Genomic DNA, 14,064 nt, shown 5'->3' on the forward strand with positions numbered 1-14,064 from the left:
CCATGGTAGGCGCCGTGCCACACTGCACGACATGCGACGCCTGTTCCCTGTGACGGACGAGACAACGACGAGGGCCTCAGGCGGGGGGGCGGGACGGGGCGAGGGGGTGTCGGGCGCTTCCGAGGGACCCGGTGGTTCTCCCGGAGGGGACCTCGCAGATCGGGAATCCGGCGGGGACCTCGTGGATCCGGAGTCCGGAGGGGACCTCGTGGATCCGGAGTCCGGAGGGGGCCTCGTAGATCGCGAATGGACCCTCGCCGAGCTCTCCGCCGCCTACGCCTATCCCGAGCCGTCCGCCGGCGGGCCGCCCGTGCCCTACCTGCGGGGCAACATGGTGTCGACGCTCGACGGGGCCGCACAGCACGGCGGGAAGTCGCAGGGGATCTCCAACGCGGCCGACATGCGGATCTTCGGCACGCTGCGCGGACTCGCGGACGTCGTGGTGGTCGGTGCGGAAACGGTACGCCAGGAGGGTTACCGGCCCGCACGCGCGCGTGACGACTTCGCGGCGGCGCGGGCGGCGGCGGGACAGGGCCCGGCGCCCGCGATCGCGGTGGTCACCGCGAGCCTGGACCTCGATTTCTCCCTCCCGCTGTTCACCTCCCCGCTCGTGCCGACGCTCGTCCTCACGGGCGCGTCGGCGGCCCCGGACCGGGTCGCCGCCGCCGAGAAGGCGGGCACCCGGGTGGTGATCGCCGGCGACGGCGTCGGAGTGGACCCCGCCCGTGCCGTACTCGCGCTCGGCGAACTCGGTCACACGCGGCTGCTGACGGAGGGCGGTCCCCGGCTGCTGGGCCAGATGATCGCTGCCGGAGTCCTCGACGAGCTGTGCCTCACGCTGTCGCCGATGCTCACCGCGGGGGACGCGCAGCGCATCGCGGGCGGCCCGTCCGTCGCGGTTCCACAACGATTCGCACTGGTGTCCCTGCTGACCGAAGAGGGCTTCCTTTTCGGCCGCTACCAGCGCACTTGAAATTCGTTCAACGGTATCGCCGGTCCCGAAATCGGCGGAATCTACCGTTCCGCTTACGGTTCGGCGGGCACACTGAATCTCGCAAGTCCCCGTGACACCACGGGGCAGGATGGTTTCCGCAGAAGGGGCGCCCGGTGTTCACAAGCGTATTGATGATCGAGAAAGCCCTGACGTCCGCCGACGTGGAGTTCGTCACCTCCCTGCACGGTGATGAGCAGGTCGCCTTTCATGTGCTGCTCCAGCCCCGCGGCGACCAGGCGGACCGCCTGCTGCGGGCCATCGACGACGTCGCGCTCGGCGAGCTGGACGAGGCCGCCCGGGAGAACGAGGTGCCCGAGGGCGAGGCCGCCAAGGACTTCGGCGAGCGGGCCCTGGAGGTGTCGCTGCAGGCGCTGCACGCGGCCGGCAGCGAGGCCGAGGGCCGCATCGTCGAGGACCACCCGCTGGACGCTCTCAGGGCCCTGGTGGAGGAGATCGGCGCGGACGAGGTACTCGTCCTGACGGACCCGCACTACGTGGAGGAGTTCTTCCACCGGGACTGGGCGTCCAGGGCGCGGCACAAGGTCGGGGTGCCGGTGCTGAAGCTGTTCTCGCACAGCAAGGCGTGACGGGGGGTGGGTGTTGGGCGTGGGACCGGCGGACGTTGGACGTGGCGCTGGCCGGCTCCGGGCGTGACTCCGGGCGGACGTCACTGATTGTCAGCGGTACGGCATAGGCTTGGCCGCTGAACGTCAGGCTCAGCAGCACGCACAGGGAGACACGCATGGCACCCGGCCTTCCCACCGCCATGGACCGACCGCACTTCATCGGCATCGGCGGCGCCGGGATGTCCGGGATCGCGAAGATCCTCGCGCAGCGCGGGGCCCGGGTGGCGGGCAGCGACGCGAAGGAGTCGGCGACCGCCGAGGCCCTGCGCGCGCTGGGCGTGACGGTGCACATCGGGCACGCGCGCGAGCACCTCGCCGACGACGCGAGCAGCGTGGTCGTCTCCTCGGCGATCCGTAAGGACAACCCGGAGCTGGCCCGCGCGGCCGAGCTGGGCATCCCGGTGGTGCACCGCTCGGACGCGCTGGCCGCCCTGATGGAGGGCCTGCGCCCGATCGCGGTCGCCGGTACCCACGGCAAGACGACCACGACGTCCATGCTGGCGGTGTCGCTGGGCGAGCTGGGCCTGAACCCGTCGTACGCGATCGGCGGCGACCTCGACGCCCCCGGCTCCAACGCGCTGCACGGCGAGGGCGAGATCTTCGTCGCCGAGGCGGACGAATCGGACCGCAGCTTCCACAAGTACGCCCCCGAGGTCGCGATCGTCCTGAACGTGGAGCTGGACCACCACGCCAACTACGCCTCGATCGACGAGATCTACGAGTCCTTCGAGACCTTCGCGGGACGCATCGTCCCCGGCGGCACCCTGGTGATCTCCGCGGACCACGAGGGCGCGCGCGAACTGACCCGGCGGCTGGCCGGCGCGGTGCGGACGGTGACGTACGGAGAGGCGCCGGACGCGGACGTACGCGTCCTCTCCGTCGTCCCCCAGGGCCTCAAGAGCGAGGTCACCGTCCTCCTGGACGGCGAGGAACTGACCTTCACGGTCTCCGTCCCCGGCCGCCACTACGCCCACAACGCGGTGGCGGCCCTCGCCGCGGGCGCCGCCCTGGGCGTCCCGGCCGCCGAACTGGCCCCCGCGCTGGCCGCGTACACCGGCGTGAAGCGCCGCCTCCAGCTGAAGGGCGAGGCGGCCGGCGTCCAGGTCATCGACTCCTACGCCCACCACCCGACGGAGATGACGGCGGACCTGGAGGCGATGCGGGCGGCGGTCGGTGAGGCCCGCATCCTGGTCGTCTTCCAGCCGCACCTCTTCTCCCGCACCCAGGAACTCGGCAAGGAGATGGGCCAGTCCCTCTCCCTGGCCGACGCCTCGGTCGTCCTGGACATCTATCCCGCGCGCGAGGACCCGATCCCCGGCGTGACGAGCGAGCTGATCATCGAGGCGGCCCGGGCGGCGGGCGCGGACGTGACACCGCTCCACGACAAGGCGGACGTCCCGGAGGTCGTCGCGGGAATGGCGAAGCCCGGTGATCTCGTTCTCACCATGGGCGCGGGCGACGTGACGGACCTCGGCCCACTGATCCTGGACCGACTCGCGAAGTAAGGGGCTGAGCTTCATGTCGTACGACGTCGAAAAGCCGGACGAGGAATGGCGCGCGGAGCTGAACCCCGCGGAGTACGCGGTACTGCGCCAGGCCGCCACGGAACCGGCGTTCACCGGCGAGTACACCGACTCCAAGACCAAGGGCGTCTACTCCTGTCGCGCCTGCGGCGCCGAACTCTTCACCTCCAACGAAAAGTTCGAGTCCCACTGCGGCTGGCCGTCCTTCTTCGACCCCAAGGACACCGACGCGGTCGAGCTGATCGAGGACCGCACCCACGGCATGGTCCGCACCGAGGTGCGCTGCGCGCGCTGCGGCTCACACCTGGGCCACGTCTTCGAGGGCGAGGGGTACGCGACCCCGACGGACCAGCGGTACTGCATCAACAGCATCTCGCTGCGGCTGACGCCGGACGAGGGCTGACGCGGGACCCGCAGGTTCGAGCCCTGGGGCCCGTCGGACCCTGGTTGCCGATCGAAAACACCCGGAACCGCGCCCGCCGGCCAGCGTGGCAGGGGAGGCTGCATGTCGATCAGGGGCGATTCAGGCGGACGATCACGTGCTGCTTCGTTCTCCGCATACCAGGGCCTCGGCTTCGGCCTTCGGTAGCTCCGCGTCGATACCGCACTTGAACAGTCCTGACTCGGTAGCTGACGACCATGTGGTGAGGGTGCCGCGAACGGATTCACCGGTATGGGTGCCGCAGCCGTAGACGAAGGACGCCTCGACCGTGTCGATACCAACGGCGGCCACCAGGACGCCGTCGAACTTCCCCGAAGATGTCTTGAGGGTCTTGTCACCCTTGCTCAGGGTGAAGGTGGTTCCGGGCTTTGCCAGATCAAGTCCGGTCTCGTCCGCGAGGGCGGCGACGGCCGCCTGCGGATCGACCGCGTCGTTGGTGCGAGACGGCGTGACGGCTGCCGTCAGGGTGCGGACCGGCACCAGATCGAACGTCGACGCGACAGTCTTGCCCGCTGGGATGTGCAGCTCCTGAGGGTCGGACACGGCGGCCAACGTCTCCTGCTTGGTGATCTTGCCCCAGTGGAACGTCCCCGCAGGGCAGGCCCCGTTTGATGGAAGGGTGCGGCTCGCCTTCGACGGCGCACTCGCCGACGGATGCGCCTGTGATGCCTCGGCCGTGCACGACGCTGTCGCCAGCACGGCCGCCAGGACGGCGGCACCGCGAAGTGGTCTGTTCATGGTCGGCATCCCTTTTTGATGGCGATCTTAGCCAGGGCAACCTGCGGCCTCTTGCCGCGTCCGTCGTGACAGTCGACGGATTCGGTGGCGGTAGGCATCTTCGTCGTCGAGCAACGGCACGACGGCACGGCAGTTCTGGTCGTCGACGAGACCGGTGATCCGCATGATCGGCTGTGCAGACGTCGGCGAGGATCAGCCCAGACATCGCCAACTCGTCAGTCGGAACCGGCGCACCGGCGGACTCGCCTTCTACCGGATCACGGTCCGGATGGATGCGTCACGCCGCCACCCGCAAGATAGCGCTATGTCCAGGGCGGGGTGGGAGTGCCGTCGGGGTCCAGTCCGCAGGGCCATTGCCGTCGTGCGTAGGTTCTGAAGGGGTTGGAATTCGACAGGGTTCCCAGACTGCCCGCGTTGGCTGCTTGGAGGGCGAGGGTTTCTGCCTCTGCATGGTCTCCGGCTTGTTGTCTTTTCTGGGCGAGTTCGAACAAGGCGTTGGCGCTGCCCGCGTCGGCCGCGCGACGCAGGAGGTTCTGGGCTCCTGTGTCGTCTCCAGCTGTTCCCCTGGTCGCGGCCAGATCGAGCAGTGCGTAGATGTTGCCTGCGTCTGCCGCGCGGACGGAGAGGCTTTCGGCCGCCGCGAAGTCCCCTGCCTTCGCCCACGTTCGGACCAGTACGCGCAGCGGGTGGACGTCGCCGCTCTGGGCGGCGTCGAGCACGAGAGTCTCGGCGCCTGTCCGGTCGCCTGCCTTGTCGCGTACACGGGCAAGGTCCGCGAGCGTCCTGCGGCTGCCGGCGTCGACGGCCTGTTGGAACAGGTCCGCAGCCGCCGCCCACTCGGCGTCCCGCTCGCGGGATCGCGCCAGGTGGATCAGAGCACCGGAGTTGCCGGCGGCGGCTGCCCGCTGGGCCAGGGCTTCCGCCTTTGCGTGCTCTCCTGCTCTGTCCCTGAGCCGGACCAGCGACGCAAGGGCGTCGATGTCGCCCGCATCGGCCGCCTGTTGGAAGAGGCTCTCGGCGCCGACGTCGTCACCGGCCCGCTCCCGTAGCCGGGCCAACGCCAGCAAGGCGTACATGTCGTGGGACGTAGGAGCACGCCAGTCGGCTGCCGGGACACCCCTTGGGCGCGCGGTCCTGCTGCCCTCCAGGAGCGGATCGTCCGACGGGCGACGAACTGACAGGTCGGTGGCGTGCCTGGCCAGGGCTTCGGCGCTCTCTTTGTCGCCCGCTTCCTCTCGCGCAAGCATGAGTCTCACCAACACTTGGGTGTTGCCCACTGCCGCCGCTTGCCGGGCGAAGTCGTCAGCAGCCGCGTGGTCTCCGGCCTCCTCGCGGACCCACACCAGTTCGGCCAGCGCGGCCGGGCTGCCGAGCTCGAGTGCGTACCGGGCCAGGGCTTCGCCTCCCTGCCGGTCGCCCGACTTCTCCCGCGTCAGCGCCAGGTCCGTCAGGGCACGCAGTTGGCCGGCCGCGGCCGCGCGTCGGGCCAGGGCCTCAGCTTTCTTCTCGTGGCCGTTCTCCTGCCAGATCCGGACCAACTGGACCAACGCCTGTTCGCTGCCTGCCCTGACGGCTTGCCAACCGACCGCTTCGGCCCCCCGGGCGTCGCCGGCTTCTCGGTGGATCCGCATCAGTTGAATCATTGCTTCGGTACTGCCCGCCGCAGCGGCTTCCCGGTAAAGGTGCTCGGCACCATCATGGTTCCCGGACTGTTCCCGGACCTGAGCGAGCCGGAGCAGAGCCCGACCGTCCCCGGCGCCGGCGGCCTGCCGGGCGAGCGCCTCGGCACGCTCTTTGCTGCCGGCCTTCTCCCGGGCCCGGGCCAGCTGCGCCAGCGCCCGGGTGTCCCCGGCCTGCGCCGCCCGCGCCGCCAGCGCCTCGGCCTCCGCGTGCTGCCCGGACCGCTCCCTGAAGCGGGACAGGTAGACCAGGGAGTCGGCGTCGCCGGCCTCCGCCGCGCGGCCCGTGAGGTGGTGTGCCCACTGCAGCCGGTGGCGCCTTTGGGCCGCTGTGGCCAGGGCCTTGAGGTCGTCGACCTGAGTGAGATGCGTATGGCCGGCGTCCCAGAAACTCGCGGGAGGGCACAGCATCCGGCGGACGGTCCTGCCGTGCTGCTCCAGATAGTCGGCAAGGCGGAAGATGGGTCCGGCAGGGGTGGGCGACGACGCCGACGGTACTTGCGGTCGGCGGCGTTCGGGGCGGGGGCTGACGCGACGCAAGGGCGCCTGTTTTCCGTGGACGAGGCGGGCGAGCTCGGCGTAGGCGGCTTCCGCCCAGTCCTCGGTGAGTTGGTCGTAGTCGACGTCGGTGAGGTAGTCGGCGGCCGCGGCGGTGAGAAACGGCTGGGAAAGATGCAGCCCAAGACCCAGGCGGCGGGCATCCATCGCCGCTTCGAGCAGAGCGCGGGCGGCCGCTGTGCCGTGCTCGTAGCGGTGCAGAAGCTGAGGTGCGCCGGCGAGGTCCTGCGTCACACGTCCATCGGCCCGGGCCCGGGTGAGCGCATCGGCCAGCAGCCGGTCACCGCTGTCGGCCAGATCTGCGGCGCGCTCCAGGGCAGCGGCATCGAAGGTGTCGGGCACGGACACGGTGCGGCCCGCGAGCAACTCGCGCACTCTGCTGTAGGAGTCCGAGCCGTCAGTGGTCGGCAGATCCGTGTACTGCCTGGCGTACTCGGGCCACAGCGTTCCCAGGATGAGCACCGGTCCCCGTGCCGGATCGGTGAGCAGGTGATGCAGGGCAGCGGCGATGCGCTCGCCCGAACTCTGGCTGTCGAGGTAGTGTTGAGCTTCGTTCAGCCACACCACGGTCTGCGGCTCGACCCGGCCCAAGTCCTCAAGTGCGGCCTCCGCCCGGGTCGGATCGAAGGGATGCCAGAGCCGCCAACCCGTACCCGCGAGCGGCTGAACCGCTTCCCAACACGCCCTGGTCTTCCCCGTGGAGGAGCTCCCCACCAGCACCACCATGCGGCTGTGGCCCCTCGTGGCCTCCTGCACCGCCGCGGCCAGCACACGATCGTGTTCACGGTGTACGTAGCCGGGCAGTGTCCGATCCTCGAGCGCACCAGCCTCCTGCCCGTTCGCGGTGCTCCCGGCCGGATGCACCTCCAGGGAATGCGGTTCCCAGTCCTCGACGGGTTTGCCCAGCCCCGGCCCTTCGTCCACGACTGAGCCTGCCCCGCCGGCTGCGGTCCGCCGCAGCTCCAGAAGCGCGTGTGCCGGGATTCCCAAGGCCTGTGCCAGCGCTGCCACCGTCTTGGCCGACGGCAGCCGACCATCGGGCCGAAAGGCCTCCGAGACGGTGGCGCGCCCCAGCCCCGACAGGTCGGCGAGCTGTGTCTTCGTCAGCCGACTCACAGCCAGACGATCGTTCAGCCTGCCGCGTAGCTCACGCCCGGCCGCAGCACGCGCCGTGTGTTCTTCAGGCACCCATCCTCCCCCGAGCCGTCCTGCCTCCACCGGTGTTCATGCTCCTACCGGTGAATCGGCAACCACCACCGTCAGCAGACATGCTGTGCCAACACACCACGGGCATCGGGTCGTTCACTTCATTCCCGGTCGCCGCGCCGCTTGCCTGCGTGCGCGCTGGGTGGCGGCCCTGCCCAAATTGCCGGGCCCCGTGCGGTGCTGGTGCTTTGGCCGCGGGCGTTCTCGGTGGCTGGCACACTGCACCGGTGAGGCAGCGGGCGGGACGGCAGGGGGCTCTGTGTCGGATGCGGTGATGACGGCGTGGATCGCCGCCGGTTCGGCAGTGGCCGGTGCACTCGCGGGCGGTGGGGTCACAGGATGGTTCACGTTGGCGGCCGCTCGGAAACAGGCGCAGAGCACGGTCGACGCGGCGATCCGGCAGGCGGACGCGGCCTGGGCGGCCGGCCAGCGCCAGGCGGATGCGGCCTGGGAAGCGGGACGCCGGCAGGCAGATGCCGCATGGGAGGCCGGACGGCTGCAGGCCGATGCCCAACTCGACGTCGCCCGACAGACGCTGACCGCCCAGCACCTTGCCGCGCAGCGTGAGGTGCGCCGGGCCGCCTACGCTGCCTTCCTCGCCGCCACCGACGCTTGCCATCAACGTCGCCTTGAGTGGCAGCAAGCCTTGGGCACATCCGAGGCGGCCGGCTGCCGCGACCGCTACCGTGCAGCTCTGAGCGCCGTCGCCGAGGCACTCACCCTCGTCCGGCTCGAAGGCCCTGATCCGGTCGGCTCCTCTGCCGAGGCTTTGGAACGCGCCCTCGACGCGAACGCCTCCCTGGGGCAGTACCAAACGGCGCACGCCGACTTCCTCGACGCCGCACGTAACGCCCTCGCCGCACCCTGACCACCGCCCCGGCGCCTGTTACCGAACGGCAGGAACGGCCGGAGCCGCTCCTGCCGTTCGGTGTCGCTCGGATCTCCCCCGTGGTGAGTCCTAGTTGTAGTGCTCCCTCAGGTGGAGCGAGTTGATGGGCGTCAGGTCCCGGTACTCGCCGTGGCCCGCCGCGATCGAGGACGTGCAGTCGTTCGCGTTGTAGCTGAGGCACAGCTCGACCACCGCGCCGTCGTACTGATTGTTCAGCACCCAGTGGTTGCCGACCTGGTTGCTGAGGTTGTGCGCGCCGTAGGTCCAGTAGATGTGGCTCGGCGACACGGCCGGGTTCTGGTTCTGCGGGTAGACGCAGACCGCGCCGTACGGGCAACCGGCCCAGTCGTCGGCCGGCTTGGCCTGAGCTGTGCCCGTCGCGACCACGGCCGCGGTGACGGTCGCGAAGGCAAGGGCGGCGGTGCGCCTCAGCGTTCTGCGCATATCGGGTTCTTCCTCTCCTGCGGGTCTGCGTTCGGATGACCGAAACCGTAGGGAAGGCACGGCCGGACGTGTCCTGACAGATGTCAGGGACCGCCGGACAGGTGGACTCCCTAGGTTCGGGATGGGGAGAGACCAACCACCGCAGACCAGGGGGAGTTGTGATCGAGGGAATCCGGAGCGTCCGAAGAAGCGGAAGAACGGCGTTCGGAGCGGGAGGTCGGGAACGGCGTTCATGGGGGCGTGAGTTGCGGCTCCTCGTGGTCGTGATCCTGACGGTGGTGAGTCTCGGCCTGCCGGCCGTCGCCGCCGCTCCGGCGTCCGCCGCCGCGGGATGCGCGCCGCTCCAGTCCGGCGCGAGCCCGGCGGCGGAGGCTGCCGTCGAGGTCGCGTGCCGGTACGTGGGTCAGCAGTACGCCTGGGGCGGCGGTCACGCGCAGGGCGTGCCGGGTCCGAGCCAGGGCCAGATCGACCGCACCTCTCCGGAGTCGTACGCCGACCCGGAGCTCTGGAGCTTCGACTGCATCGGCCTCGTACGCTGGGCCTGGTACAAGGCGACCGGCCGGGACCTCATCACCGAGCGCACCACGCAGGCGACCTTCGCGGCGCCGGGGTACGCGCACACCAAGTTCCTCAAGTCCCAGGGGTCAGGTGTGCTGCGTCCCGGCGACATCATGTACTTCGGCCGTGAGGGCTTCGGGCCTACCCATGTCGCGCTGTACCTCGGCAACGGCAAGATGGTCGAGTCTCCGCAGTCGGGCATGAACATCCAGGTCAACGACATCAGTGCCCGGTGGGAGCGTTATCAGGGCGCGTTGCGCCCGCATGCCGACGTGACACCGATGGTCTGGTCCTGGGACGGCCGCGGCTCCTTCCACAAGACGTGGGGCCAGCCCAACCTGCGGCAGGACTCGAACACGAGCAGCGGCATCAACTTCGCGAACGGCAACGGCATTTCCGTAAAGGTGCGGGTGCTGTGCCAGCGTGTGGGGGAGCGGTCCACGGTCGACGGCATGGTGAACAACGTCTGGTCGTTCCTGCCGGACTACCACAGCTGGGTCAGCAACCTCTTCGTACAGGGACCGGCGCTGCTCAAGGACGTGCCGTCCTGCGGCGACTACCCGGAGATCGGCGGCACCCTGGCCGGCGCGGAGAACAACACCTCGTGCGGCGACGGCACCGAGCCCAACTCCGCGGGCGCCTGGACAGCCAGGTCGACCACCGTCTTCGGCCGCACGGTGGAACTGCGCTACAACGCCACCACCCAGTGCGCCTGGGGGCGTATCACCGGCGGTGCGCCCGGCGACGAGATCTGGGTCGACCGCAGCGCCGACGGGGGCAGTACCTGGTCCCCGATGCTCGGCTTCACCACCATCACCACCGGCAACGACGCGTACACCACCCAGTGGAACGACGCCGGACTCCTCATGAGGGCCTGCGGAACGAACGGCCCGGGCGGCGCCATCGAGTGCACCGGCTGGTTCTGACCCGGTCGCCGGTCAGGCCGGTCGGTCCCGGGTACGAAGTGGTGCTCCTGGCTGCCAGGAGCACCACCGGAACACCACCTGATGGGGAAGGTGGAAGGTCACCCGAGCCCTACGTCGTCCAGAGCGGGCAACTCCGTTGGAGGGAGGGGCCGTTCCGGTTGGTGAGACCGTACGGAGACCGGTCTGTTGTCCCAATCCCGGTGTCGGCCCGCGACCATTCGGACATGGATCATCCGACGGGGGTACATGATCGGGCGGGGGCGCCGGCACGCGGATGTGTGATGGTTCTGGCCGTGGTGTGCGCGTTGGCGCTCCTCGCGTTGTGGCAGATTCACCGCGTCTTGGACCGCACATCGCCGCCCGATGTCGGTGCCTTCGCGCACTCCGCCACCACCCGGGCCGCCGGCGAGGCCGCGGCACGGACGAGTTCCGCCCGTCTGACGAACCTGACGTCGGCGCTGCCCTGGGGTGTTCCGCTCGGCACATCGGTGGCCGACTCCTGCCGGACGGAGGACCGGAACCCGTTCTTCGGGCCGGCCCGCTGGGCGCCGATCAACTGCGTCCGCAGCAGCGTCCTCTATCTCGCGTTCGACGGGGACATCCACGCGCGCCTCCGTCAACTCGACGCGGTGTTGGCCGAGCAGGAGTGGGCGAGTTCGGGTTCGTCGCCGAAACCGCTGACCGGGATGGCGACTTGGATGAGCCAGGCAGGGGGTGACCCGTCACCGGCCGCGTCGCAGCGGGGGAGCACCGAACCCCCGGGTTCGCAGCCGACCTGCCTGTCCACGACGTACGGTCCGGCCGCGCAGAAGCCCGACCTTCCGCACGGCGGGCTCGGCGTCCGGCTGCGCGTGGCGGTGGCGGAGCTTCCGTGCACGCCCAGCGCGGAGACCGGCGACATCCAGATCAACGGCAGACCGGAGAAGTCCGCGTCCGACGGAACCGTCTACCTTGCCTGGCACCCCCTCTTGACCGACAAGGTGAGCCGCGACGCCTACACCGCGCACCACTACGTGGCCGCCTTCTCCCTCGTCGACGGCTACGCCGTCGAGTCCACCCCGACCACCTCTCCGCCTCCGTCGCCGACCGGTCGGCGAGCGGGGTAGGTGCTCGCGCCGCCTCTGGCATGGGCCGGGGCCGTTGGGTACGGAGGCGGAGCCTGCTCAGCGCGGCGATCCCGACCGACCGGCGCGTGGACGGCGGATGTGCATCGGTCGAGGCGGCGGAGCGAGACGTGGCCCGGACGGGACTCACTTGCCGCGCAGGGCGGATGTGGTCTTGCCGGTGCGTTCGCGGAGGAGTACCCGCAGAGTGTTGGGGTGTTCGTAGCCGACCTTCCGGGCGATGGTCTCAAGGGACATGTCGGTGGAGCGCAGCAGGTGGGAAGCGCGTTCGATTCTCAGGTCCTGGACGAACCGGATGGGAGATGTCCCGACGGTGCGCTGTACGGCGCGTTGCAGGGTCCGCTCGCCGACGCCGATGGCTTTGGCCGCCTCGGGGATGTTGATGGCGTCGGTCAGATGCTCGCGGACCCAGAGTTCGAAGGCAGTGACGGTGGGGTCGCTCTGGGCCAGAGCGCTGGGGATGGTGTACGCGGCCTGCGACGGGCGTTCGTCGACCACGAGATAGCGGGCGACGATGTCGGAGAGCGCGGGGCTGTCGGCCCGGACGATGGCCAGGGCGAGGTCGACGTGACCGAAGGCGGCGCCGGCCGTGGTGATGCCCTCGCTGCCGACGACCATCCGGCTGTGATCCAGCCGGACTTTGGGATACCTGTTGCGGAACACGGGCGACAGCCACCAGGTCGTCGTGGCGCGCAGTCCGTCGAGCACGCCCGTCTCGGCGAGGAGGAAGGTGCCCGCGCACGCGGAGGCGATGGTCGTACCGCGGGCACGGGTTCGGGCGATCAGGTCGCGGACAGGCAGGGACTCGTCGCCGCCGACATGGTCGAGCAGCGCCGCAGGATCGCTCTCCGCCGGTGCCGGCACGACCAGCAGGTCCGCCGTGTCCGCGTAGGCGAGCGGCCTGGGCGCCACGAGGAGCCCGGCCCCGGTCCGCACGGACGGGACGGCACCGACCATGGTCACGTCCCACGTCGGCGGGTGGTGGATCTGCCCGCCCAGCGCGTTCGCGTTGCTCAGTACGTCGAGAATCGCTGCGAGCCCGGAGTCGAAGACCCCGTCATAGACGACGACTGCTACTTGCATGGTGGGAGTTCTTTTCTCCGTGATGTTCTGAACGGCGCATTGTCACCGGGTGGATTCAGTTGTCCCGTGTCGCATCGATGAATTCGGGGTGGTGGGCTCGGCTTCGATGACGGCGAATGCCCCGGCGGTACTCACCTTCACCCGACGAAGACCGGCCGCGGTGAACAGCGCGTCGAATTCGGTGATCTGGCGTTCTCGGCCGCCTGTCATGCCGAGCATGTTCATATCCATCAGAGGGGCGAGCCCAGGCCTTCCGGCCTCGTCGACCAGGTGGTCGACCACGGCGACACGGCCGCCGTCGGCCAGCGATGCCCGGCAGTTCCGAAGCAGGCGGACGCAGCTCGCGTCGTCCCAGTCATGGAGGATGTATTTGAGTACGTAGAGGTCCGCGGGCGGAACGGAATCGAAGAAGTCTCCGCCGACCGCGGTGAAGCGCCCCTCCACTCCCTCGGCCTTGGCCGCTTCCGCGGCGGCGGGAACGATGTGGGGCAAGTCGAGGACCCCGCCGCCGAGTTCGGGGTTGGCCCGCATCATGGCCAGGATGACGTCACCGCCCGCGCCCCCGATGTCCAGGGCGAGAGTGACGCCCTTCGTGTCCAGCACCTCGGCGATGTCGAGGGCGGACGCGCGGGACAGGTTGCTCATCGACTCGGTGAAGGACGCCGCCTCGTCGAGGTGCTTGGAGAAGTAGTCGAAGATGCTCTCCTCCCCATGGGCCGCGGTCACTTGGTGGCGACCCGTGCGGACGGCTTCGGGGAATCTGCCCCACGGCAGCCAATGCCCCGGCGCGGACTGGGAGATGGCGAGATGCCGCAGCGAGCGGGGGTCGTCGTGCCGCAGTGTGCTCAGCAGGGACGTGCCGGTGAAGTGATGCCCGTCCTCCGTGGTCATCAGGCCCAAGGAGGCACAGGTGCGCAGCAGTCGGCGGGTCGCGTCGGGATCGGTGGACTCCGCCTCGGCGATCGCTTCGGCGGTGTCGGCTCCGGCCGCGAGGTGGTCCGCGATGTTGTACAACGCTGCGGCCCGAACCGTCTGGGTGACCCAGAAGCCCGTGACCATGCCCATCATGCGCTCATGGTCCTGAGCCTCCGCCGAGCGGGCCGGCGACGGTTGTGCGCTGGTCAAAGCAGTCTCCTCAACGTGGTCTGCCATTCGGAAACGGGTCCGGTACGGCGGTCGATCGATGTCATTCCAACCCTGCGCCCGCCGCACCGCGCTCGCCACGGCGGTCTTCCTCCCTTCTGATAGGCGCAGGCTTCCATCGCAGGCAGTGG

12 protein-coding genes are annotated in these 14,064 nt (G+C 69.8%); 7 read left to right on the plus strand and 5 right to left on the minus strand.

Going from position 1 to position 14,064, the window contains the following annotated elements; translation table 11 throughout:
- Nucleotides 1–31 precede the first annotated feature (31 nt).
- The 4 genes from ACWDR3_RS08185 (at nucleotide 32) to msrB (ending at nucleotide 3,546) form a co-directional block, all read left to right on the plus strand.
- On the plus strand, nucleotides 32–973 hold the full coding sequence (locus ACWDR3_RS08185) for a pyrimidine reductase family protein (RefSeq protein WP_450351636.1): 942 nt from the start codon (nucleotides 32–34) through the stop codon (nucleotides 971–973).
- Between the two features lie 134 nt (nucleotides 974–1,107).
- Complete coding sequence (locus ACWDR3_RS08190) at nucleotides 1,108–1,581, plus strand: indole-3-glycerol phosphate synthase (protein ID WP_123997036.1); 474 nt, start codon at nucleotides 1,108–1,110, stop codon at nucleotides 1,579–1,581.
- Nucleotides 1,582–1,736: 155 nt separating this feature from the next.
- Nucleotides 1,737–3,125: a UDP-N-acetylmuramate--L-alanine ligase gene (murC, locus tag ACWDR3_RS08195; protein ID WP_450351637.1), complete on the plus strand. Its 1,389-nt coding sequence runs from the start codon at nucleotides 1,737–1,739 to the stop codon at nucleotides 3,123–3,125.
- Between the two features lie 13 nt (nucleotides 3,126–3,138).
- A complete protein-coding gene (gene msrB / locus ACWDR3_RS08200; RefSeq protein WP_401721549.1) occupies nucleotides 3,139–3,546 on the plus strand; it encodes a peptide-methionine (R)-S-oxide reductase MsrB in 408 nt (135 codons plus the stop codon).
- A 132-nt stretch (nucleotides 3,547–3,678) separates the two neighbouring features.
- On the opposite strand, the gene ACWDR3_RS08205 is transcribed toward msrB, so the two are convergent.
- Nucleotides 3,679–4,332 (minus strand): hypothetical protein, encoded by a 654-nt coding sequence (locus ACWDR3_RS08205; RefSeq protein WP_450351638.1) that lies wholly within the window; start codon nucleotides 4,330–4,332, stop codon nucleotides 3,679–3,681.
- A 293-nt stretch (nucleotides 4,333–4,625) separates the two neighbouring features.
- Nucleotides 4,626–7,748, minus strand: coding sequence for a hypothetical protein (locus ACWDR3_RS08210; protein ID WP_450351639.1), 3,123 nt, complete (start codon nucleotides 7,746–7,748; stop codon nucleotides 4,626–4,628).
- A 292-nt stretch (nucleotides 7,749–8,040) separates the two neighbouring features.
- Here ACWDR3_RS08210 and ACWDR3_RS08215 point away from each other — a divergent pair, with 292 nt between their 5' ends.
- Entirely contained in the window at nucleotides 8,041–8,634 is a 594-nt protein-coding gene (locus tag ACWDR3_RS08215; protein ID WP_450351640.1) for a hypothetical protein, read from the plus strand.
- A gap of 90 nt (nucleotides 8,635–8,724) precedes the next feature.
- On the opposite strand, the gene ACWDR3_RS08220 is transcribed toward ACWDR3_RS08215, so the two are convergent.
- Complete coding sequence (locus ACWDR3_RS08220) at nucleotides 8,725–9,099, minus strand: hypothetical protein (protein ID WP_450351641.1); 375 nt, start codon at nucleotides 9,097–9,099, stop codon at nucleotides 8,725–8,727.
- 245 nt (nucleotides 9,100–9,344) lie between these two features.
- Here ACWDR3_RS08220 and ACWDR3_RS08225 point away from each other — a divergent pair, with 245 nt between their 5' ends.
- Nucleotides 9,345–10,583, plus strand: coding sequence for an NlpC/P60 family protein (locus ACWDR3_RS08225; protein ID WP_450351642.1), 1,239 nt, complete (start codon nucleotides 9,345–9,347; stop codon nucleotides 10,581–10,583).
- Nucleotides 10,584–10,864: 281 nt separating this feature from the next.
- A complete protein-coding gene (locus ACWDR3_RS08230; protein ID WP_450351643.1) occupies nucleotides 10,865–11,689 on the plus strand; it encodes a hypothetical protein in 825 nt (274 codons plus the stop codon).
- A gap of 144 nt (nucleotides 11,690–11,833) precedes the next feature.
- On the opposite strand, the gene ACWDR3_RS08235 is transcribed toward ACWDR3_RS08230, so the two are convergent.
- Nucleotides 11,834–12,790 carry a GlxA family transcriptional regulator gene (locus ACWDR3_RS08235; protein ID WP_450351644.1) on the minus strand — a complete coding sequence of 319 codons (957 nt, stop codon included), beginning with the start codon at nucleotides 12,788–12,790 and terminating at the stop codon, nucleotides 11,834–11,836.
- 42 nt (nucleotides 12,791–12,832) lie between these two features.
- Nucleotides 12,833–13,915, minus strand: a complete 1,083-nt coding sequence (locus ACWDR3_RS08240; protein ID WP_450351645.1) for a methyltransferase — start codon at nucleotides 13,913–13,915, stop codon at nucleotides 12,833–12,835.
- Nucleotides 13,916–14,064 lie beyond the last annotated feature (149 nt).

This window comes from Streptomyces sp. NPDC001002 (assembly GCF_053599215.1).

What these genes read in the sequence shown, in the direction of transcription:
- ACWDR3_RS08185 (WP_450351636.1), top strand. Translation starts at nt 32, where the DNA reads ATGCGACGCCTGTTCCCTGTGACGGACGAGACAACGACGAGGGCCTCA.
- murC (WP_450351637.1), top strand. Translation starts at nt 1,737, where the DNA reads ATGGCACCCGGCCTTCCCACCGCCATGGACCGACCGCACTTCATCGGC.
- msrB (WP_401721549.1), top strand. Translation starts at nt 3,139, where the DNA reads ATGTCGTACGACGTCGAAAAGCCGGACGAGGAATGGCGCGCGGAGCTG.
- ACWDR3_RS08205 (WP_450351638.1), bottom strand. Translation starts at nt 4,332, where the DNA reads ATGCCGACCATGAACAGACCACTTCGCGGTGCCGCCGTCCTGGCGGCC.
- ACWDR3_RS08215 (WP_450351640.1), top strand. Translation starts at nt 8,041, where the DNA reads ATGACGGCGTGGATCGCCGCCGGTTCGGCAGTGGCCGGTGCACTCGCG.
- ACWDR3_RS08220 (WP_450351641.1), bottom strand. Translation starts at nt 9,099, where the DNA reads ATGCGCAGAACGCTGAGGCGCACCGCCGCCCTTGCCTTCGCGACCGTC.
- ACWDR3_RS08230 (WP_450351643.1), top strand. Translation starts at nt 10,865, where the DNA reads ATGGTTCTGGCCGTGGTGTGCGCGTTGGCGCTCCTCGCGTTGTGGCAG.
- ACWDR3_RS08235 (WP_450351644.1), bottom strand. Translation starts at nt 12,790, where the DNA reads ATGCAAGTAGCAGTCGTCGTCTATGACGGGGTCTTCGACTCCGGGCTC.